Here is a 20,105-nt window from a genome sequence, read left to right on the forward strand (position 1 = left end):
CCGAAGAAGGCCAAGACCATCCGCGGCATCAAGCGCATCTCCAAGCCCGGCCTGCGTATCTACGCCGGCAAGGACGAGCTGCCCCGCGTGCTCGGCGGTCTCGGCTGCGCCATTATTTCGACGTCCCGCGGCGTGATGACCGACCGCGATGCCCGCAAAGAGGGCATCGGCGGCGAGGTTATCGCCTATCTGTGGTAGGAAAGGAAGGGATTGACCTATGTCTCGTATCGGTAAGATGCCCATTCCCGTTCCTGCCGGCGTCGATGTGACCATCGATGGCCAGACGGTGACGGTGAAGGGCCCCAAGGGTGAACTGACCCGCACGTTCCTTCCGTCCATGATCGTTGTCCGCGAGGGCGATGAGCTCATCGTGACCCGCCCCGACGACACCCGTGAGTCCAAGAGCGCTCACGGCCTGACCCGCACGCTGCTCGCCAACATGGTGGAGGGCGTGTCCGCCGGCTTCTCCAAGAAGCTGCAGCTCGTCGGCGTCGGCTACCGTGCCGCTCTCAAGGGCAAGGACCTTGAGATGCAGCTCGGCTACTCCCACCCGGTGCTGGTGGAGGCCCCCGAGGGCATCACCTTCGAGGTTCCCTCTCAGACCGAGATCGTGGTCTCCGGCCCGAGCAAGGAGCAGGTCGGCCAGGTTGCCGCGAACATCCGCAAGTGGCGCAAGCCGGAGCCCTACAAGGGCAAGGGCATTCGCTACGAGGGCGAGCATGTCCGCCGCAAGGCTGGCAAGGCCGGCAAAGACTAAGCCTACTCGGTAGCTGATTGAAGGGATTAACCTATGAATAAGCAACAGAAGAAGCAGGCCGGTCTCGCCCGTCGCCATCGTCGCGTCCGCGGTAAGATCTCCGGCACTGCAGCTCGTCCGCGCCTCTGCGTGACGCGCAGCAACAGCAACATCTACGCCCAGGTCATCGATGACGTGGCCCATGTCACCATCTGCGGCGTGTCCACCCTCGGCCCCGACTTCAAGGCCACCGGCAAGTCCGGCGCCACCGTCGAGGGCGCAGCCGAGCTCGGCGCCATCGTCGGCAAGCTGGCCCAGGAGAAGGGCGTGACGGAAGTTGTGTTCGACCGTGGCGGCAACCTGTATCACGGGCGCATCAAGGCTCTGGCCGACGCTGCCCGCGAAGCCGGATTGAAATTCTAGAAGGGGTTTGGCATATGGCTCGTAACAACAACCGTCAGCAGGAGAGCACTACTCCCGAGCTGCAGGAGCGCGTCGTTTTCATCAACCGCGTGTCCAAGGTCGTCAAGGGCGGCCGCCGCTTCGGCCTGACCGCGCTCGTGGTCGTGGGCGACGGCAACGGCCGCGTGGGCGTGGGCATGGGCAAGTCCCAGGAAGTGCCCACCGCCATCAAGAAGGGCGTCGAGGACGCGAAGAAGAACATGTTCACGGTGCCCGTCACCGCCGAGGGTTCCGTGCCCCATGAGATCATGGGCGAGTACGGCGCCGGCCGTGTGCTCATCAAGCCGGCCGTTCCCGGTACCGGTGTGCTGGCCGGCGGCCCGGTCCGTGCCATCATGGAGCTCGCGGGCGTGCAGAACGTCATCACCAAGTCGCTCGGCACCAACAACGCCATGAACATCGTGAAGGCCGCTGCCGAGGGTCTCAAGAACATGGAGAGCCCGGCCGAGGTTGCCGCTCGCCGCGGTATCTCCGTGGCCGAGATGTTCGGCGGGAAGGAGAACTAATGGCTGAGACGAAGAAGACCCTGCGTCTGACCCAGGTCAAGAGCCCCATCGGCCGCAAGCCGAATCAGGGCCGCACCCTGCGCGCCCTGGGCCTGCACCGCATCGGCGACACCGTCGACCAGGTCGACAACGAGAGCGTGCGCGGCATGATCTTCACCGTGAAGCACCTCATCACCGTCGAGGAGATCTAAATCTTCTCGCACCCCATTTGATGGTTTCCGGCGCACTCGAAAACGGGTGCGCCGTTGCCATGATAGAAGGAAGTTTGCTGGCGGCGAGCTGCCAGCACTGATCGGGATTAAGGAAATACCTGGTCGGAAAGCGAAACAAAGGAGAAAGAACAATATGGAACTCAAGGATCTGAAGCCGGCTGCTGGCTCCACCAAGAATCGCAAGCGCGTGGGTCGCGGTCCCGCTTCCGGCACCGGCAAGACCGCCGGTCGCGGCATGAACGGCCAGAAGTCCCGCGCTGGCGGCGGCAAGGGCGCCGGCTTCGAGGGCGGCCAGACCCCGCTGGCCCGTCGTCTGCCGAAGCTGCCCGGCTTCCGCAACTTCAACCGTGTTGAGTACCTGCCCGTCAACGTGAGCCGCCTAGACGCCAAGTTCGAGGCCGGCGACGTGGTGGACGGCGACTCCCTGAAGGCCAAGGGCATCATCAAGCACGCCGACGCCCTCGTGAAGGTGCTCGGCGACGGCGAGATTACCAAGCCCCTCACCGTGCGCGTGGATAAGGTGTCCGCTACCGCCAAGGCGAAGATCGAGGCGGCCGGAGGAAAGGTCGAAGAGCCTTGCTAAGGTCAATTCTTGACGCATTCAAGGTTCCGGAGCTGCGCAAGAAGATCCTCTTCACGCTGGCGATTCTCGCGCTCTACCGCTTCGGGGCCTATGTGCCGGTCCCGGGCATTCCCTTTCATGAGTTTGCCACGGCCTTCCAGGACACCGGCGTGGCTATGACTATGCTGGACCTGTTCACCGGCGGCGCGCTGTCGAACTTCTCGGTGTTTTCCCTGGGCATCATGCCCTACATCACCGCATCCATCATCATGCAGCTGATGCAGGGCGTCATTCCCGCCGTGGGCCGCTGGGCCCGCGAGGGCGACACCGGGCGCCGTAAGATCACCCAGGTCACCCGCTATCTCACGCTGGGCCTGGGCCTCATCAACGCGGTCGGCTACTTGCTGCTGTTCAAGTCGCCGGCCTACGGCGTGCAGTTCTCCACCGAGGTGCCCGAGCTGCTCACGGATGCCATTATCGTGTTCACCCTCGTGGCCGGCACGGCGTTCATCATGTGGATGGGCGAGCTGATCACGCAGCGCGGCATCGGCAACGGCATGTCGCTCATCATCTTCGTGAGCATCGTGTCGCGGGTGCCCTCCGCCATCTTCTCGTCGGTGAACCTCACGAGCGACTTGGGCACGGGCATCGCCCTCACCCTGGTCATCCTGGCCGTGGTGCTGGTGTGCATCCCGCTCATCATCTTCGTTGAGCGCGCCCAGCGCCGCATCCCGGTGAACTACGCCAAGCGCGTGCAGGGTCGCAAGATGATGGGCGGTCAGTCCACCTACATTCCGCTGAAGGTGAACGCGGCCGGCGTTATCCCGATCATCTTCGCGAGCTGTCTCATCTACTTCCCGGCCCAGCTGGCGGCCATCTTCAACGTGGGTTGGCTGACGGAGTTCGCGAACTGGTGCTCCACCGGTTGGCTGAACTGGGTGCTCACAGTGCTGCTCATCGTGTTCTTCGCGTATTTCTACACCTCCATGGTGTTCAATCCCGAGGAGACCGCTGACAACATCCGCAAGCAGGGCGGCTTCATTCCCGGCGTGCGTCCCGGCACGGCCACGGTGCAGTACATCAAGAACGTCATCAATCGCGTGACGCTGCCCGGTGGCATCTTCATCGCGGCCATCGCCGTGGTGCCCACCATCATCTTCTTCTTCACGAACAACCAGCTCATCCAGGCGTTCGGCGGCACGTCCATCCTCATCATGATCGGCGTGGCCCTGGACACCATGAGCAAGATCGAGAGTCAGCTGAAGATGTACAACTACGAAGGCTTCTTCAAGTAAGAAGATTCGCAGGTAGAAACGAAAGGATGTTTTCCATGAACATCGTGCTTCTTGGGGCTCCCGGTGCTGGCAAGGGCACCCAGGCAGCCAAGCTGGTAGCGGAGTTCGAGCTGCCCCACATCTCCACCGGCGACATGCTGCGCGCGGCGGTGAAGGCGGGCACGCCGCTCGGCCAGAAGGCCAAGTCCTATATGGACGCCGGCGATCTGGTGCCCGATGACGTCATCATCGGCCTGGTGACCGAGCGCCTCCAGGACGGCGACACCGCCAACGGCTTCATCCTCGACGGCTTCCCGCGCACCTCGGCCCAGGCCGTGGCGCTGGACGCCGAGCTCTCCAAGCTGGGCCGTCCCCTGGATGCCGCCCTGCTCATCGACGTTGACCCCGAGGTCATCGTCGGTCGCCTCACCTCCCGTCGCATGTGCCGCGACTGCGGCTACATCGGCAGCGCCGCCGATGGCGACACCTGCCCGAAGTGCGGCGGCGAGATGTACCAGCGCGACGACGACAACGAGGCTACCGTGCGCAACCGCCTGGATGTGTACGAGACCGCCACGAGCCCGCTCATCGACTACTACCGCGGCTGCGAGCTGCTCGTCACCATCGACGGCGACCGCGACCCGGAGGTCGTTTACGCGGACGTGAAGGAAGCGCTCGCCTAGGTTGCGGCCTCGCCGGCGTTTATCGTCCCGTGAGGTAAGGCGTTTAACCTCTGAAACCCGCATCCCGCGAAGGGGTGCGGGTTTTCTCTATATAATAGGCCCATGCCTACTGTGCGCGAGAACATAGCCTACACCTTCGAGCATTTCATGCTCATCTACCGCGGCACCCTGCTGCGGGTGGCCCGAGCCGTGGCGTTCATCGTGCTGTTGGCCGCGGCCTGCGAGGTGTTCGTCTTCAATATGAACTACTTCGCCAGCGCCGGCTACCAGACCATCAACCTCACCGATCGCCTGGCCCTGGCCCAGAACGAGGACGGCACCTACAGCCTCACGGACGTGGACCACGTCATGGAGTTCTCGAACCTCAACACCGAGGTGCACAACATCAAGCTGGACTTCGCCGCGAACCAGCCGGCCCAGCTGGTCTCGGTGAAGATCCAGTTCACCGACGGGGCCCACCAGACCTACTTCGACTCCACCGAGTACACCGTGGGGGTGCCCCTGGCCGACATATCCACCAAGGTGGAGCAGAGCAAGTTCGTGAACCTCCAGACCGCCGGTCGCGTGGACAATCTGCGCATCGAGATCGCGGGGGAGGAGCTGGGGGCCGAGGTGTCCTACCCCATCCTGCTCGACGGGGTGTACCTGAACGCCCATCGCCCCTTTGTCTTCAACGGCTGGCGCTTCGCGGCCGTGCTCATGGTCATGCTCGTGGGCTACGGCTTCCGGCCGAAATCGGCCATCTACCGCATCCGCATCGTGGAGAACCCCCGCAAATCCAAGGCGGGCATCATCTTCGCGGTGCTGGTGGAAGTGGCGCTGCTGACCGGGTTTCTGTTCTACGGCTCGAACCTGGTGGGCGTGGCCACCTCAAGCTACAACTACGGTTCCTGGGACGGCGCGTCGGTGGTGAACACCTTCGAGGTGGGCGGCGACAACGCCCAGCAGTACGCCGAGCTGGCCCGGGCCATGGCCGAGGGCCGGCTGTATCTGGACGAGGAGCCGCCCCAGTGGCTCCAGGCTATGGAAGATCCCTACGACAAGGGCGCCCGGGATGAGGCCCAGAAGGCCACCGGCGAGCCCTATCTGTTCGATGTGGCCTACTACGAGGGCCACTACTACGTGTACTTCGGCGTCGTGCCAGTGCTGCTGTTCTACCTGCCTTTCTACCTGCTCACGGGGGCGAATTTCCCCACGGCCATCGGTGTGCTCGTCATGGCCATTGCCTTCGTGCTGGGGGCCACGGCCCTGCTCGACCGCTTCGCCCGTTACCACTTCCGCTCCGTTTCCCTCGGCGTGTACCTGCTGTTGCAGATACCGCTCGTGGCCTGTAGCGGCATCCTGTACCTGGTGAAGTTCCCCACCTTCTACTCGCTGCCCATCATGTGCGGGCTCGCCTTCTCGGTGTGGGGCCTGTACTGCTGGAACCGGGGGAGCATGGGGCGCCACCGCGGTGTGTGGCTGTTCGCCGGATCGCTGTGCATGGCCCTCGTGGCCGGGTGCCGCCCGCAGCTGCTGGTGCTGTCGTTTCTGGCCTTCCCGCTGTTCTGGCGCACCTACATTACCGAGGGGCGGCTGCGCACCCGAGCGGGCGTGGGGGAGTTCGCCTGCCTGGTGGCGCCCTACCTGCTGGTGGCCGCCGGCATCATGGGCTACAACTACGCGCGGTTCGGCTCGCTGACCGATTTCGGAGCCAACTACAACCTCACGGTGAACGACATGACCAAGCGCGGCATGAACCTGGGGCGCCTGGCTCCGGCCTTCTTCACCTACTTCCTGCAGCCGCCTTCCATGGTGGGGGTGTTCCCCTTCCTCCAGCCGGCTCCCTTCGACACCACCTACATGGGCCAGACCATCAAGGAGGTCACCTTCGGCGGTATCTTCGCCTGCCTGCCGCTTTTGTGGGTGCTCGCATTCTCGAAGCGCATTCTGGGCATGCGGGTACGGCAGCGCTCGACGCGCACTATCATGGGCGTGATCGTGGTGCTGTTGGCCTCCGGTGTGGTCGTGGCTTTGGCCGATGCGGAGCTGGCGGGCATCCTCCAGCGCTATTATGCCGATTTCAGCTTCATGTTCCTGGCGGCCTCGGTGCTGCTGTGCTTCGTCGTGAACGAGCAGCTCTCCCACGCGCGGACCGGCTACGATCTCATGCTGAAAGTGCTTCTGGTCCTGGCGGCGGCGAGCGTCACCTACAGCCTGCTGCTGTGCCTCGTGCCCGAGACCGGCTGGTACTCGGACGTGTACCCCTGGGCCTATCAGGATCTGCTCCAGACCGTGCTGTTCTGGAAGTAGGGCGCGCCGGGGCGCGGGAATGGCGCGGCCGGAGGGGGCGCCCAACCGGGGCGCACCGAGTCGCCCTGGGCTAGAGGGGGTGCTCCGGTTTGCCCCAGTGGCTTTCGCCCGGCTCTCTGGTCTGCTTGAGCAGCCTGCACCTGGTGAGAATGCCGGATACCACCTCTATATCGGCTGTGCTTCCTTCATGGGGGTCGTGTCGAGGAACAGCAGCCCCGTGGCCCCGATGGGGTCGTAGCCGTCCAGCTGGCCGTCGTAGTAGGCCGTGGCCGTCTCGCGGTGGAACAGGGGGTAGAGCGGCGCCTCGGCCGCGATGATATCGAAGCACTGGTTCCACAGATCCTGCTGGGCGGCCTCATCGATGCTGGCCCGCGCCTCGGCCATGAGCTCGGACAACTCGGCGAACTGGGGCGTGGCGGCCCAGCAGGTGCGGGCCCGCGTCCAGGTATTGTCGCCGTACCACCAGCTCATGATGAGATCGGGGTCGTTGCCGAGGCAGGACGGGTCGCCGGGGGAGAGCGCCACATCGAAGGGAAGCAGCGTGGCGGCCTCTGGTGGCGTGGAGATGTCCGCGAACAGCGCTGCGGCATCCAGCGGCACTAGCTCAGCGGTCACGCCCACGGCCTTCCAGTCCGCGATGATCATCGGTGCCAGCGCGCTCACCCAGTTGTCGTTCACGCGCAGGGTGAGGGCGAGCTCTTCTGCGCCCGCCTCTGCCAGAAGCTTGCGGGCCTTCTCCGGGTCGTAGCTGTACACCGTGGAGGCGCGGTGGTAGCCGCGGAAGTAGTCGGGCAGAAGCGAGGTGGCCGGACGGGCGTGGCCGGCCATGACCTGGCCGATCATAGAGTCCACGTCCAGGGCGTACAGGAGTGCCTGGCGCACGCGGGTATCGTCGAAGGGCGGCCGGGCGCAGTTGAACATGAGGAAGGGCAGGTTGCAGCCGGGCACGTAGTCCACCGATGCTCCCGCCTCGGCGATGGCATCGGTGAGCACCTCGGGCGCCGCCTCCATGGCCAGCACGCGCTTCTCGGTGAGGGCACGGGTGCGCTCTTCGTCATCGAGGATGACCGACCAGGCCATGCGGTTGCAGGTGGCGGGATAGGGGCCCTCGTAGCGGCGGTTGGGGGTGAAGGTGATGGTACCGCCGTCGGTGGCGTCCACCGTATCATAGCACCAGGGGCCGCTTCCGATGGGACGGCTCTCCAGCTCCTCGTCGGTGGCGGTGGCGGGGAAGATGCGCACGAGGGCGAGGCGTTCCCGCAGAAGCGAGCCCATGGGGGCGGTCAGGGCGAAGCGCAGGGTGCGGTCATCGGTAGCGGCCACAGAACGGATGAACGAGAGGAAGGGGCCGTAGAGTTCATCGGCCATGTTGCGGTTGAAGGCGTTCACCACGTCGTCCACGGTGAGGGGCGTGCCGTCGGAGAACACCGTGTTCTCTCGCAGGGTCACTTCGAAGGCGAGGTCGTCGATCTGCACCGGATCGGTGGCGGCCAGGCCGAGCTCGGCGCGGTAGGTGTGCATGTTCAGCTCGTAGAGCCCCTCGAACACATGCCAGTTCGCGGCCAGAAACAGCCCCGAGGCGCAGCCGATGGGGTTGGGGGTGCCGTCCTCGTAGGCCACGGCTGCCGTCAGCGTGCCGGCCACGCCGCTCTCTACCGTGGGCAGCGGGCCCTCCTCATCGGCGGGGACGTCGTCGGCCGGCTCGAGGGGCTGCTCCACCGAGCAGCCGCCCAGGGCCACGGCCACCGCAGCCGAGGCGGCCCCGGCCACAAAGGCCCGACGGGTGAGGGGGAGGGCGGCAGCCGGGGGCGTCGTGAGGAGTGCAGAGAGCGGAGAGGGGGCCACGGGCATCCTTTCTCGTCGTGATTCCCCACCATTATAGAAGGGCGCCGCGCCCCCGTTCGGAAATCCCACAGCAAAGCCAAGGAGGCGAACGGGGCTTCGGGGTTTTCGACTTCTTCAATAGACTAGAATAACTCAAAGCTATTCGGCAATCACTTGACGAATAGCATGGAAAGTAGGATAATCAAACCAGCTAAAAGCGTGGATCTTGATGGATGCCGATACGTTGGCATCCAGGAGAGAGCGGAGGTGGTGCTCGGATGGGGAAGAATCGCGAGACGGAACTTCTGAGAGAGGCATCTGGCCAGATTCCGGCAATGGGCCGCGTCCTCTACGTCCTCTTCGTTATTGCCACGGTCATCGCGCTGATGAGCCTCGTCTTCTATCCCCGCGTATGGGGAGAGATTATGCAATCGAGCGATGCTGCTGGCGCCGAGATCATCAGTGGAACGTTGGGCCGGCTGGCTCTGCTGTGTCCTTGCCTGTGTTGCGCGCTGTTGGCGCGAGATGTCGCCAATGGGGAAAGCCCCTTCGCCGGCAAGCAGGCAAAGCGCGTTTTCTTCTCGGCGTGTGCCATTGCCGTCTACACGGTCTCGTGTTTTCTTTGGCAGCCCCTCATCTCCAGTATTCAGGAAAGGTTAGGGCCGACGCGGGCTGCCCAGTTCAGTGAGTATGCCATGATTCCCGATATATCCATGCTCTTTTGGATGATCGTGGTGACGCTGGCGATGTTGCTGTTCGCCATGGTTCTCAACTACGGCAAGACGCTGCAGATGCTCGTGGATGAAACGGGGTAGGTCATCGTGGGTATTATCGTGAATCTCGATGTCATGCTCGCGAAGCGCAAGATGGCTTCGAATGTGTTGGCGGAGCGCATTGGGTTGTCCGAGAACAATCTGTCACGCATCAAGAAGGGACATATCAAGGCCATTCGCTTCTCGACTCTCGGGGCTCTCTGCCGTGAATTGGATTGCAAGCCAGGCGATCTGCTCGACTATGAACGGGATGGATCGGACGATTGGGACGAAGATTAGATTCAGTTGAGGGAGGACGGTGGCCGCAGTGATCGGATTTGCCTTGCCGAATATCCCGGGCGTTCCCTATTGGGCGTGGGGTCTCGCCATCCGTGCGCTCATAGCATGGCCCATCGCCTACTATGCCAAGCGAAAAGGATACAACTTCTGGAGCTTTCTCATTGCCGGCACCCTGCTCAGCCCTCTTACGTGCCTGGCCCTCGCCATAGCGCTGCCGAAAATCGTCCGCTATGTGGATAAAAGAGAGGCCGAGGCGCTCAAGGAGGATTAGCGTTTGGGCCTGGGAGATGGGGATTGTTTTGTTCGGATTGTTTTTTCGCCCACACGGATTGTGAATCGATGATGCTCCGTTGCCGAGTGGCGAGGATGAGAGGCGGTGCAGGAGAGTCGCTGCCTTGAGATGGATCAAAGACCTCGATTTGCTGGAACGGGAGACAGTTGGAGGTACTGGTGTTTCTTCAGGGGACTGTCTGTCGTTGTCGTTTCGGATGTTCATAAAGGAGCACGGAGAGAAGGGGGTGATTGGTGGGGCGTAGGAAGATAGCTTGAGTGGGTCGTATACTCAAACAATTGAGAGAGGTGAGCAGTATGGATAATCACCACATTAGGAAAGACTCGAGTCTTGCTGGATACTTTTGGAAGTTGGTTCCGATCGTCATCTTTTCCATTGCCTGCACGCTGTGTTTTCGTGGGGAGGCCTATGCGGACTCTATTGATTTAGAGCTTGCCGTGGGGCCGGATGGGGACTTAACGGTAATTGCCCAAATTGATGATTCTGGCGTGCTTGAGATCCAGGAGTTTGAGGTGGATGGGAGGGTCATTCCGACGGATAGCGAGATGGCCGAGTCCGAAGAAGTTCTTATTGCTCTGGCCGCGGCTCATAACGGCTGGTATAAAACGAATGCCGGGGATTGGTTTTACTTTGTTGATGGCAAGTGGGTGACCGGCTGGAAGAAAATCAGCGGCTATTGGTATTACTTCAACAGCTCCGGAAAGATGCTCAAGGGTTGGCAATGGATAGGGAGCAATTGGTACTATTTGAGGACGGCAACGAATAAGCCCACTACAGGGCCGGAGGGCGCAATGGTGGTGAACTGGGCATACGTTGGGGGCTACTGGTACTGCCTGGCTGGTAGCGAGTGTGGCATTGGGGAAAACAGTCCCGATCTCGGCAAGATGCTCAAAGGCATACGCAAAGTTGGTCTCTACGAGTACTATTTTTATGTCAAAGGTGAGTATTTTCCCGGGATCGATGTTCCGGATGGCTCTATGGTTACGGATGCTATTGGCGTGAGAGTTTTTGGGCCGGATGGTCGTGCCGTTGTCATATCGATCAACAAGCAGGGTCACGTAAGCCGTCATGTGGCGCTCTCTGCCTCTGAGTCGTTTGATGCCGCAGATAAGGATCTCTAATCGCATAAATGAACCGATTCCTGGAGAAAGCGAGCAAGATGATGATAGGACTTGGGTTGCCAGCGATTCCCGGGGTACCAGCGGAAGTGTATGTTTGGCTGATCAGGGCTCTTATCGCTTGGCCTGTTGCGTACTATGCAAAGAAGAAGGGCTACAACTTCTGGGTATTCTTCGTGGCCGGGGTGCTCTTGAGTCCCCTTACGTGCTTGGCCCTCGCCATTGCGCTGCCAAAAATTGTTCGCTATGTGGGCAAAAGGGAGGCCGAGGCGCTCAAGGGGGATTAGCATTTGGGTTTCGATTGCGCCGCCGGGCAAGCGAACGGCGTTTGGAAAGGGCCAGGCGCTAACCGTCAGCACTGATGCGGGGGGGGGTGCCTCAAGAGGCGCCCCCTCTTCTTCTTGGGAGTCCTCGGATCGCTCGCTCTGCCGGGGGGGGGTGGGGCGCGGGCGCTTGCGTCCGTCCCTCCCGCCGACCGACTGGTCAGGGCTGTGGCGGGGGAGGGGAAACGTTGACGGCTCGTCAGCGGTGGGAGACTGCTATTATCGGACAGGTATTTCTGTTCGCAGAGCAAATCCGACTCGCTGGTCGGACGCGCTTCGTCCTCTCGACCTCTCCGCGACAGTACCACCCCGCGGATGTTCGCGAGGCCGCAAGCCGGCCGAATCCGTGCGGGGCAGATGCAAAGGAGAGGAACATGACGAGAGTTCTCAAGTCGATGGACGGCAACAACGCCGCGGCGCACGTGTCCTACGCGTTCACCGAAGTTGCCGGCATCTACCCGATCACTCCCTCAAGCCCCATGGCCGACTTCGTCGACATCTGGGCCGCCCAGGGCCGCAAGAACATCTTCGGCACCACGGTGAAGGTGTGCGAGATGCAGTCCGAGGGCGGTGCCGCCGGCGCCGTGCACGGCTCCCTGGCCACCGGTGCCCTCACCACCACCTACACGGCCAGCCAGGGCCTGCTGCTCATGATCCCCAACATGTACAAGATCGCCGCCGAGCAGCTGCCCACGGTCTTCCACGTGTCGGCCCGTACCGTGTCCACCCAGGCGCTCAACATCTTCGGCGACCACTCCGACGTCATGGCCTGCCGCCAGACCGGCTTCGCCATGCTCGCCGAGGGCAACGTCCAGGAGGTCATGGACCTCTCTGCCGTGGCCCACTTGGCCGCCATCAAGGGCCGCGTGCCGTTCCTCAACTTCTTCGACGGCTTCCGCACGTCCCACGAGGTGCAGAAGATCCAGGTGTGGGACTACGAGGATCTGGCCGAGCTGTGCGACATGGACGCGGTGAATGCCTTCCGCGAGCACTCCCTGAACCCGGAGCGCCCGGCCATGCGCGGCTCCCATGAGAACGGCGACATCTTCTTCCAGCACCGCGAGGCCTGCAACTCCATCTACAACGACCTGCCGGCCGTGGTGGAGGAGTACATGAACAAGGTGAACGCGAAGCTGGGCACCAACTACCAGCTGTTCAACTACTATGGCGCCCCCGATGCCGAGCGCGTCATCGTGGCCATGGGAAGTATCTGCGACGTGGCCGAGGAGGTCATCGATTACCTCACCGCTGCCGGCGAGAAGGTGGGCCTCGTGAAGGTGCGCCTGTACCGCCCCTTCGTGACCGAGAAGTTCGTGGCCGCCCTGCCTGCCAGCTGCAAGAAGATCGCCGTGCTCGACCGCACCAAGGAGCCCGGAAGCATCGGCGAGCCCCTGTACATGGACGTGGTGAACGCGCTGGCCGTGGAAGGCCGCGAGGGCATCACCGTGACCGGCGGCCGCTACGGCCTCGGCTCCAAGGACACCCCGCCCTCCTCGGTGTTCGCCATCTTCACCGAGCTCGAGAAGGACGAGCCGCGCCGCCAGTTCACCATCGGCATCGTGGACGACGTGACGGGCCTGTCCCTGCCCGAGGTTCCCGCCCCCAACACCGCCGCCCCCGGCACCATCGAGTGCAAGTTCTGGGGCCTCGGCGGCGACGGCACCGTGGGCGCGAACAAGAACTCCATCAAGATCATCGGCGACCACACCGACAAGTACGTGCAGGCCTACTTCCAGTACGACTCGAAGAAGACCGGCGGCGTGACCATCTCGCACCTGCGCTTCGGCGACGCCCCCATCCGCAGCCCCTACTACGTGAACAAGGCCGACTTTGTGGCCTGCCACAACCCGTCCTACATCACCAAGGACTTCCCCATTGTGCGCGATGTGAAGCCGGGCGGCGCCTTCCTCATCAACTGCCAGTGGACCCCCGAGGAGCTGGAGCAGCACCTGTCGGCCGACGCGAAGCGCTACATCGCCGAGAACGACATCAAGCTGTACCTCATCAACGCCATCGACTTGGCCATGGAAATCGGCATGGGCAAGCGCACCAACACCATTCTCCAGTCCGCCTTCTTCACCCTGGCCGGCGTTATGCCCCAGGAGGAGGCCATCCGCTACATGAAGGACGCGGCCACGGCCTCCTACGCCAAGAAGGGCCAGGATATCGTGGACATGAACCACAAGGCCATCGATGCCGGCGCCACCGCCTTCGTGGCCGTGGAGGTGCCTGCTTCCTGGAAGGATGCCACGGGTACGGCGAAGGCCGCCGCGGCCGAGGGCCGTCCCGAGACCGTGAGCCTCGTGGAGAACATCATGTTCCCCGTGGGCCGCATGGACGGCGACTCCCTGCCCGTGTCCGCCTTCATGGGCTACGAGGATGGTCAGTTCCCGCTGGGCGCCTCGGCCTACGAGAAGCGCGGCGTGGCCGTGCAGGTGCCCGAGTGGAACGCCGACACCTGCATCCAGTGCAACCAGTGCGCGTTCGTGTGCCCGCATGCCACCATCCGTCCCTTCGCCCTGACTGAGGCCGAAATGGCCGCGGCCCCGGCCCAGACCAAGCATATTCCCGTGAAGGGCAAGGTGGGCGCCGATATGCAGTACGTGCTGGCCGTCTCGCCGCTCGACTGCATGGGCTGCGGCCTGTGCGCCATCCAGTGCCCCACCGACTCGCTGACCATGATGCCCATCGCCGATGAGCTGAACGAGCAGCCGGTGTTCGATTACTGCGTGAAGGAAGTGGCCCGCAAGGAGGAGCTGGAGGGCACTTCGGTGAAGGCCAGCCAGTTCAAGCAGCCTCTGCTGGAGTTCTCCGGTTCCTGCGCCGGCTGCGCCCAGACCTCCTACGCCCGTCTGGTCACCCAGCTGTTCGGCGACCGCATGTACATCGCCAACGCCACGGGCTGCTCCTCCATTTGGGGCGGTCCGGCGGCCACCTCGCCCTACACGGTGAACGCCGACGGCCACGGTCCGGCCTGGTCCAACTCCCTGTTCGAGGACAACGCCGAGCACGGCATGGGCATGCTGCTCGGCTACGAGGCCGTGCAGGACAAGGTCGTGACCGACACCGAGGCCCTGCTGGCCTGCGAGGGTGCGGCCGGGGATCTGGCCGATGCCGCCTCCGCGTGGCTTGAGGCCCGCACTGACGCCGAGGCCTCCAAGGCGGCCGCGGCGGCCTACATCGCGGCCCTGGAGACCGCCGCTGCAGGCGAGGGCGACCTGGCGGCGCTGGCCGCCGGCATCCTGGCCAACAAGAGCTACCTGACCAAGAAGTCCGTCTGGATCTTTGGTGGCGACGGCTGGGCCTACGACATCGGCTACGGCGGTCTGGATCATGTGCTCGCCTCCGGCAAGGACGTGAACGTGTTCGTGTTCGACACCGAGGTGTACTCCAACACCGGCGGCCAGGCCTCCAAGGCCTCCAACCTCGGCCAGGTGGCGCAGTTCGCCGCGGCCGGCAAGGACGTGAAGAAGAAGAGCCTCGCCGAGATCGCCATGACCTACGGCTACGTGTACGTGGCGCAGATCGCCATGGGCGCGAACCTGAACCAGACCATCAAGGCCATCACCGAGGCCGAGGCCTATCCGGGCCCCTCGCTCATCATCGGCTACAGCCCCTGCGAGATGCACTCCATCAAGGGCGGCATGACCAACTGCCAGACCGAGATGAAGAAGGCCGTGGACTGCGGCTACTGGAACCTGCTGCGCTTCAACCCGCAAGGTGCCCCGGGCAAGAAGCTCGTCATCGACTCCAAGGAGCCGGTGGAGGGGGAGTACCAGAACTTCCTCATGAACGAGGCCCGCTACAGCCGTCTGACCCGCGAGTTCCCCGAGCGCGCCGGCGAGCTCTTCGCCGAGAACGAGCGCGCCGCCATGGATCGCTGGGATCATCTGCAGAAGCTCAAGGACCTCTACGCCGCCGAGTAGGGCGAGCGAACGCCAAAGCTTGCCGGCCCAACCCTGGACCGCAACCGAAAAGGGAGCCTTCGGGCTCCCTTTTCATTCGTCTGCGCAAATCGCTCAGCGTCAGAAGCGCGATTTTTCTGCGTTAGACACATCTCCGTTTTAGACACACATAACGTGATGTTCTTTCCGTATTAGCGACAAACTCCAGATCATGAGCGCAACGAGATGCCCCGTCCTCCTCTTTTGGTAATGATTCTTACAAGATGGGATGTGCAGGGCATTGTCAGAGACGGCGTAGACAACTGCGTCGCTTCCGCGTTCGCGTCAAGATTGCTCTCGAGGCGGCTTAAGCGGTCGCGGCGGTCTCCAGGTCGAGCTCGGTGGCGGGGGCGGTTGCCTCGGCGCGCCGGTCTGCCAGTGCCTTGGCCGAGCGCAGCACCACGTAGGCGCCCATGACCGCCGAGTACACAGCGATGGACACGACGGCCACGGTGTTGCCCACCAGGGCGCTCGGCATGAGCAGCAGCGCCAAATGCACATAGGTCAGCACGTAGAAGGGGTAGGCCAGACGCTGAATGCGCTTCCAGGTGAGGGCCTTCATGCCGTGCTTCACCACCTGGAACGAAGTGATCCACAGCACCGCCATGAGCGCCGTGATGAGCGCGGCCAAGCCCAGCGAGAAGGCCAGGTTCCCGGAAAAGGCACTCGTGATGCGCGGGATATAGGAGGCGCTGTAGAAGACGATGTGCCCTACGGCAAAGATACAGGCGAGGATGGACAGCTGCCGGCGAATGGGCATGAGGTGGGCGCGCAAAGGGTTTCGCTCGTTCAGAACGCCTACGAACATGACGATGGAGAAGAGCAGAAACGCCAAAGCGCAGCGCTGCATGAGCGGCTGAAAGTAAGACCACGCCTCGCCGCGGATATTCACCGCGGTGCCCCAGAAGTACAGGGCCAAAAGGGCCATGGCACCCAGGTAGAAGGGAGCGGGGTGCTTTTTCAGGGGTTTTGCGCATACCCACATCAGGGCAAACGATAGGATCAGTGCGATGACGAATCTCATAGTGCCTCCTCCGGGCCTCCTCCAGGCCCCTTCGCGAGCTTTCTCCCTTGTTGTCACAATAGCATAGGATAGATGACCTGTCAGCCCAACATTGGACATATACAGGGAGTTGTGGGGGTTTCGATCGCATCCCTTGAGGAGGCATAGTCGTGCAGTCAGATTACAACAGAGAAAGAAGAGGCGGAAAGCAAAGGGGTGGTGCAGAATGGGTGGCAAGCGTATTGCCTTGCCATAAGGTTGTCCTCAAGAAAGATAGCATGAAACCAGCGATCCCGTTGACTGTCCTACTCATGCATGATAGTATAGGCGCCGTAACCGTCATACAAGTTTAGGACGGTTTCACCTATGCATGGGTCGTATCGAGAGAGAAGGGGAGGCGACCGTGTCCGGGCGCTTTCCCGCACGACTAGAAGAGGGAGGGTCAAGAATGAGCAACGAATTGACTCGACGCAGCTTCGTCAAGTGGGGCACGGCCACTGCTGGCGCCGCAACCCTCGCGGGCTTGACTGCCTGCGCGAATTCACCAGCATCGTCCGAGATCTCATTGGGCGACACCGGCATCGAATCCTATCCGGGGGAGAAGGGCGATGGCCAATGGCTGACGGGCGCATGCATGAACAACTGCAGTTGCGAGCACTCCCGCTGCCTTTTGAGGGTGTATGTGGAGGACGGCGTGCCGCTGCGCATCCGCACCGATGAGGAGGAGGACTCTATCGAGGTGCCCCAGCGCCGCGCTTGCCCGCGCGGACGAGCGCAAATTAGTAATATGATGTCACCGGCGCGCATCAAATATCCCATGAAGCGCAAGGGCTGGAGCCCCGATAATCCCAACGGCGAGATGCGCGGCCGCGATGAGTGGGAGCGCATCAGCTGGGATGAGGCGCTGGATATCATAGCGAGCGAGATGCAGAAGGCCTACGACAACTGGGGTCCGAAATCTATTCTTGCCGCGGCCTACTCCGATATTGGCGAGGAGTACTTCGACCCCATCGTGTGCTTGCTGAATGCCAAGGGCGGTGCGGTGCATCACGATCTGGGCACCGTATCGCTTGGAGCATGGCCTTGCGTCGAGCTGTTCATGACGGGCAGCATCTTCGAGGCTCCCGACGCCCTGAGTCTCGCCGAGAGCCAGCTCCACTTCCATTTCGGCAACAACTGGGCAGCCAACAAGGCGGGCAACACACCGCTTCAGTTGAGCTACGCGCAGTCCGAGGGGGGTCGCCTCGTTATTGTGGATCCGTGGCTCAATCAGACGGCCGCCGCCATTGCCGATGAGTGGGTGCCCATCCTGCCCGGCACCGATACGGCGTTCTGCCTCGGTATGATGTATCACCAGGTGGAGAACAATCTGCAGAATCAGGAGTTCTTGGACACCTACTGCGTGGGATTCGATGCCGAGCATATGCCCGAGGGCGCCGACCCCAAGGAAAATTTCAAGGACTACTTGCTGGGTACCTACGACGGCGAGCCCAAGACGCCGGAGTGGGCCGAGGCCATCTGCGGTGTGCCTGCAGCAACAACGCGCCGCCTGGCTGAGGAAATCGCGAAGACCGAAAAAGTCGATTTCTTCGCCGGCCAGTCTACGACCAAGATTCCCGCCGGTGAGATGTTCGGTCAGGCCTTCTACACCTTGGCCTTCATGCATGGGGTGGGAACGCCGGGCAACTATGTCGGCTGGCTCGGCATGCACGAGCACGGCTATTCCACCACGCCCTATTGCTTTGCGGGAGATGCCTCCAACGGGGCCGGCAAGAACCCCGTCAATCCGCTGGCGCCTCCTGTCATTGTGCTCGTGCCCAATTGGGGCGAGATAACTGACAAGGATTCTTGGGAAAAGGTGGACTACACCGAGTGCTGGCAGTCGATTCTCGATGGCGCCTACGGGCGCGATTCCTGGCCTGGCGGGAAAAAGCCCATCGACATTCACGTCATTTACACGGGCGGTTATCAGAACAGCCTCAACTCGCTGCCCAATGCGAATGCCGGCATCAAGGTGTTCCGCAAGGTTGATTTCGTGTGGGGTGTCGGGCCGTTCTTCGATGCCTCGCGGCAGTACTGCGACGTGGTATTGCCTGCGGCCACGTGGTGGGAGAAGGGCAATATCGCCTGGAGCGTGAATGCCGAGACCGTGTATTGGGCTGATCGCATTATGGAGCCGCTGTACGAGGCGCGCCCCGAGACTGAGATCGCCGAAGAGCTGGCAAGCCGTCTTGGCCTGGATCCGAAGACGGTGAACACCATGACCGATGCCGAGCGCACCTATCACTCCTTCGCCGGCGCCATTAAGATGACTGATCAGGCCACGGCGGCCTATGAGCCGCTGTTCACCATCACTCAGGAAGACATCGATGCCCTGGGTGTGGAGGGCAAGCCTCAGGAGGGCAGCATCACCATCGCAGAATTCAAGGAGAAGGGTTGCTACAAGACCCAGCGATCCAAGGGCGACGCCCTTACCTATCGGCCCTTCGCGGCGTTCATCGCCGATCCCGAGGGCAATCCGGCGGCCACGGCGTCGGGTAAGTTCGAGATCCATAGTGCCACACTCTCGGCGGTCGTGAGCTCGCTCGGTTACTCCGTCATTCCGCCCATCGCGAAGTGGCAGATCGGTGATCCCGACCAGGGCGCCGGTACCCAGACTGAGGAGTATCCGCTGCTGCTGTGGACGCCCCATTCCCTGCGTCGCTCCCATACGGTGAACGACAACGTCGTCTCGCTGCGCGAGGCGTTCCCCCAGGAATGCTTCATGAGCACCGTGGATGCCGAGGCACGGGGCATCAAGAACGGCGACTTGGTGCTCATGACGAGTCCCCACGGCAAGGTGCTGCGTCCGGCCAAGGTGCTGCCTACCATCGTTCCGGGTGCGGTGGCGCTCCAGGACGGCGCGTGGATCCGCATCGACGAGGAGACCGGCATCGACTTGGGCGGCGACCCGAACATCTTGCAGGCTCCGAAGGCCTCGGGGCAAGCTTCCCAGTCGTGGACGGGCACGCTGGTGCAGGTGGAGAAATACGACGGGCCGCTGACGCTTGAGCCCGACAAGAACACGCCCATCGTTACGCCCGTGGGCATCGAGGAATAGGGGAGGTGCGCTATGGCTCAGTACGCATTTCATTTGGATGGCGGCAAGTGCACGGGCTGCAAGACCTGTCAGGTCGCGTGCAAGGAAACTTATAGGCTGCCGGCGACTAATCTCTATCGCAAGGTGTACAGCTATCAGGGTGGCAGCTGGGATGCAACAGCGGCGGGTCATTACGTCCCTAATGGGGTGTTCGGCTATTTCATCTCTCTGGCGTGCAATCACTGCACGAACGCCGCCTGTGTGGAGAATTGCCCGACGGGCGCTATGCAGAAAGACCCTGATACGGGTATTGTGTGGACCGATCATGAAGTGTGCATCGGGTGCAAGACCTGTCAGACCGCCTGCCCCTATAAAGCCCCCACCTTCAACGAGGAAGAGGGCTACATGCTCAAGTGCGACATGTGCCGTGGCGAGGTGGCCACGGGCGGCAAGCCCATCTGCGTAATTGGCTGCCCCATGCGAGCATTGGACTTCGGGCCCCGCGAGGAACTTGTTGAGAGGTACGGCGAGGGCGATATCGAAGTCGAGCCGCTGCCCCAAGACACCACGGGCCCCAATCTGATCCTGACTCCTCATCGCAACGCCCAGAAGTCTGGTGTCGGTACCGGTTCGGTGGTCAACCTCCAAGAGGAGCTGTAGCGTTCTCGGAGGGTGCTCCGCTGTCTCGGGGGAATTGCGGGGTGCGGGTCGCTGCGCGAAACGGCAAGATCTGTGCCCCTTTC

At 62.5% G+C, this 20,105-nt stretch carries 19 protein-coding genes; 17 read left to right on the forward strand and 2 right to left on the reverse strand.

The window, feature by feature from the left end; genetic code table 11:
* The 9 genes from rpsH to ACTOXK_RS07340 all read left to right on the forward strand — a co-directional run.
* On the forward strand, positions 1 to 198 hold a 198-nt coding region (gene rpsH, locus ACTOXK_RS07300), incomplete at its 5' end, for a 30S ribosomal protein S8 (protein WP_482279889.1).
* Between the two features lie 19 nt (positions 199 to 217).
* The gene (rplF, locus tag ACTOXK_RS07305) at positions 218 to 757 is read left to right on the forward strand and encodes a 50S ribosomal protein L6 (protein ID WP_482278471.1); all 540 of its coding nucleotides are present in this window, start codon (positions 218 to 220) and stop codon (positions 755 to 757) included.
* Between the two features lie 33 nt (positions 758 to 790).
* Positions 791 to 1,159, forward strand: a complete 369-nt coding sequence (rplR, locus tag ACTOXK_RS07310) for a 50S ribosomal protein L18 (RefSeq protein ID WP_135970802.1) — start codon at positions 791 to 793, stop codon at positions 1,157 to 1,159.
* A gap of 14 nt (positions 1,160 to 1,173) precedes the next feature.
* Complete coding sequence (rpsE, locus tag ACTOXK_RS07315; RefSeq protein WP_135970803.1) at positions 1,174 to 1,704, forward strand: 30S ribosomal protein S5; 531 nt, start codon at positions 1,174 to 1,176, stop codon at positions 1,702 to 1,704.
* The gene (gene rpmD, locus ACTOXK_RS07320) at positions 1,704 to 1,895 is read left to right on the forward strand and encodes a 50S ribosomal protein L30 (RefSeq protein ID WP_482278472.1); all 192 of its coding nucleotides are present in this window, start codon (positions 1,704 to 1,706) and stop codon (positions 1,893 to 1,895) included. Before rpsE ends, rpmD begins: the two co-directional genes overlap by 1 nt.
* Before the next feature lie 154 nt (positions 1,896 to 2,049).
* Complete coding sequence (gene rplO / locus ACTOXK_RS07325) at positions 2,050 to 2,499, forward strand: 50S ribosomal protein L15 (RefSeq protein WP_135970805.1); 450 nt, start codon at positions 2,050 to 2,052, stop codon at positions 2,497 to 2,499.
* On the forward strand, positions 2,493 to 3,773 hold the full coding sequence (secY, locus tag ACTOXK_RS07330) for a preprotein translocase subunit SecY (RefSeq protein WP_135970806.1): 1,281 nt from the start codon (positions 2,493 to 2,495) through the stop codon (positions 3,771 to 3,773). Before rplO ends, secY begins: the two co-directional genes overlap by 7 nt.
* 35 nt (positions 3,774 to 3,808) lie before the next feature.
* Positions 3,809 to 4,435 carry an adenylate kinase gene (locus tag ACTOXK_RS07335; RefSeq protein ID WP_135970807.1) on the forward strand — a complete coding sequence of 209 codons (627 nt, stop codon included), beginning with the start codon at positions 3,809 to 3,811 and terminating at the stop codon, positions 4,433 to 4,435.
* A 102-nt stretch (positions 4,436 to 4,537) separates the two neighbouring features.
* Entirely contained in the window at positions 4,538 to 6,727 is a 2,190-nt protein-coding gene (locus ACTOXK_RS07340) for a cytochrome C oxidase Cbb3 (RefSeq protein WP_482278473.1), read from the forward strand.
* 165 nt (positions 6,728 to 6,892) lie between these two features.
* Here the strand turns inward: ACTOXK_RS07340 and ACTOXK_RS07345 are convergent, their stop codons facing one another.
* Positions 6,893 to 8,572 carry an ABC transporter substrate-binding protein gene (locus ACTOXK_RS07345; protein WP_482278474.1) on the reverse strand — a complete coding sequence of 560 codons (1,680 nt, stop codon included), beginning with the start codon at positions 8,570 to 8,572 and terminating at the stop codon, positions 6,893 to 6,895.
* A 257-nt stretch (positions 8,573 to 8,829) separates the two neighbouring features.
* Here ACTOXK_RS07345 and ACTOXK_RS07350 point away from each other — a divergent pair, with 257 nt between their 5' ends.
* The 6 genes from ACTOXK_RS07350 (at position 8,830) to nifJ (ending at position 15,262) form a co-directional block, all read left to right on the forward strand.
* Complete coding sequence (locus ACTOXK_RS07350; RefSeq protein ID WP_482278475.1) at positions 8,830 to 9,366, forward strand: hypothetical protein; 537 nt, start codon at positions 8,830 to 8,832, stop codon at positions 9,364 to 9,366.
* Between the two features lie 6 nt (positions 9,367 to 9,372).
* Entirely contained in the window at positions 9,373 to 9,603 is a 231-nt protein-coding gene (locus ACTOXK_RS07355; RefSeq protein WP_482278476.1) for a helix-turn-helix domain-containing protein, read from the forward strand.
* A gap of 19 nt (positions 9,604 to 9,622) precedes the next feature.
* Positions 9,623 to 9,874: a hypothetical protein gene (locus ACTOXK_RS07360; RefSeq protein WP_482278477.1), complete on the forward strand. Its 252-nt coding sequence runs from the start codon at positions 9,623 to 9,625 to the stop codon at positions 9,872 to 9,874.
* A gap of 317 nt (positions 9,875 to 10,191) precedes the next feature.
* Complete coding sequence (locus ACTOXK_RS07365) at positions 10,192 to 11,016, forward strand: N-acetylmuramoyl-L-alanine amidase family protein (RefSeq protein WP_482278478.1); 825 nt, start codon at positions 10,192 to 10,194, stop codon at positions 11,014 to 11,016.
* An 8-nt stretch (positions 11,017 to 11,024) separates the two neighbouring features.
* Positions 11,025 to 11,300, forward strand: a complete 276-nt coding sequence (locus tag ACTOXK_RS07370; RefSeq protein ID WP_482278479.1) for a hypothetical protein — start codon at positions 11,025 to 11,027, stop codon at positions 11,298 to 11,300.
* A 410-nt stretch (positions 11,301 to 11,710) separates the two neighbouring features.
* Entirely contained in the window at positions 11,711 to 15,262 is a 3,552-nt protein-coding gene (gene nifJ / locus ACTOXK_RS07375; RefSeq protein ID WP_482278480.1) for a pyruvate:ferredoxin (flavodoxin) oxidoreductase, read from the forward strand.
* A gap of 325 nt (positions 15,263 to 15,587) precedes the next feature.
* Here the strand turns inward: nifJ and ACTOXK_RS07380 are convergent, their stop codons facing one another.
* The gene (locus ACTOXK_RS07380; protein WP_482278481.1) at positions 15,588 to 16,304 is read right to left on the reverse strand and encodes a ferric reductase-like transmembrane domain-containing protein; all 717 of its coding nucleotides are present in this window, start codon (positions 16,302 to 16,304) and stop codon (positions 15,588 to 15,590) included.
* A 427-nt stretch (positions 16,305 to 16,731) separates the two neighbouring features.
* Here ACTOXK_RS07380 and ACTOXK_RS07385 point away from each other — a divergent pair, with 427 nt between their 5' ends.
* Positions 16,732 to 19,383, forward strand: a complete 2,652-nt coding sequence (locus ACTOXK_RS07385; protein WP_135970815.1) for a molybdopterin-dependent oxidoreductase — start codon at positions 16,732 to 16,734, stop codon at positions 19,381 to 19,383.
* Between the two features lie 12 nt (positions 19,384 to 19,395).
* Positions 19,396 to 20,022 carry a 4Fe-4S dicluster domain-containing protein gene (locus tag ACTOXK_RS07390; protein WP_482278482.1) on the forward strand — a complete coding sequence of 209 codons (627 nt, stop codon included), beginning with the start codon at positions 19,396 to 19,398 and terminating at the stop codon, positions 20,020 to 20,022.
* The last annotated feature ends 83 nt before the right edge of the window (positions 20,023 to 20,105 follow it).

The organism is Adlercreutzia sp. (assembly GCF_056795635.1).

Bases quoted from the DNA above. Each gene is read 5' to 3' on its own strand.
- rplF (WP_482278471.1), top strand. From the start codon at position 218: ATGTCTCGTATCGGTAAGATGCCCATTCCCGTTCCTGCCGGCGTCGAT.
- rplR (WP_135970802.1), top strand. From the start codon at position 791: ATGAATAAGCAACAGAAGAAGCAGGCCGGTCTCGCCCGTCGCCATCGT.
- rpsE (WP_135970803.1), top strand. From the start codon at position 1,174: ATGGCTCGTAACAACAACCGTCAGCAGGAGAGCACTACTCCCGAGCTG.
- rpmD (WP_482278472.1), top strand. From the start codon at position 1,704: ATGGCTGAGACGAAGAAGACCCTGCGTCTGACCCAGGTCAAGAGCCCC.
- rplO (WP_135970805.1), top strand. From the start codon at position 2,050: ATGGAACTCAAGGATCTGAAGCCGGCTGCTGGCTCCACCAAGAATCGC.
- ACTOXK_RS07335 (WP_135970807.1), top strand. From the start codon at position 3,809: ATGAACATCGTGCTTCTTGGGGCTCCCGGTGCTGGCAAGGGCACCCAG.
- ACTOXK_RS07340 (WP_482278473.1), top strand. From the start codon at position 4,538: ATGCCTACTGTGCGCGAGAACATAGCCTACACCTTCGAGCATTTCATG.
- ACTOXK_RS07350 (WP_482278475.1), top strand. From the start codon at position 8,830: ATGGGGAAGAATCGCGAGACGGAACTTCTGAGAGAGGCATCTGGCCAG.
- ACTOXK_RS07365 (WP_482278478.1), top strand. From the start codon at position 10,192: ATGGATAATCACCACATTAGGAAAGACTCGAGTCTTGCTGGATACTTT.
- ACTOXK_RS07370 (WP_482278479.1), top strand. From the start codon at position 11,025: ATGAACCGATTCCTGGAGAAAGCGAGCAAGATGATGATAGGACTTGGG.
- nifJ (WP_482278480.1), top strand. From the start codon at position 11,711: ATGACGAGAGTTCTCAAGTCGATGGACGGCAACAACGCCGCGGCGCAC.
- ACTOXK_RS07380 (WP_482278481.1), bottom strand. From the start codon at position 16,304: ATGAGATTCGTCATCGCACTGATCCTATCGTTTGCCCTGATGTGGGTA.
- ACTOXK_RS07385 (WP_135970815.1), top strand. From the start codon at position 16,732: ATGAGCAACGAATTGACTCGACGCAGCTTCGTCAAGTGGGGCACGGCC.
- ACTOXK_RS07390 (WP_482278482.1), top strand. From the start codon at position 19,396: ATGGCTCAGTACGCATTTCATTTGGATGGCGGCAAGTGCACGGGCTGC.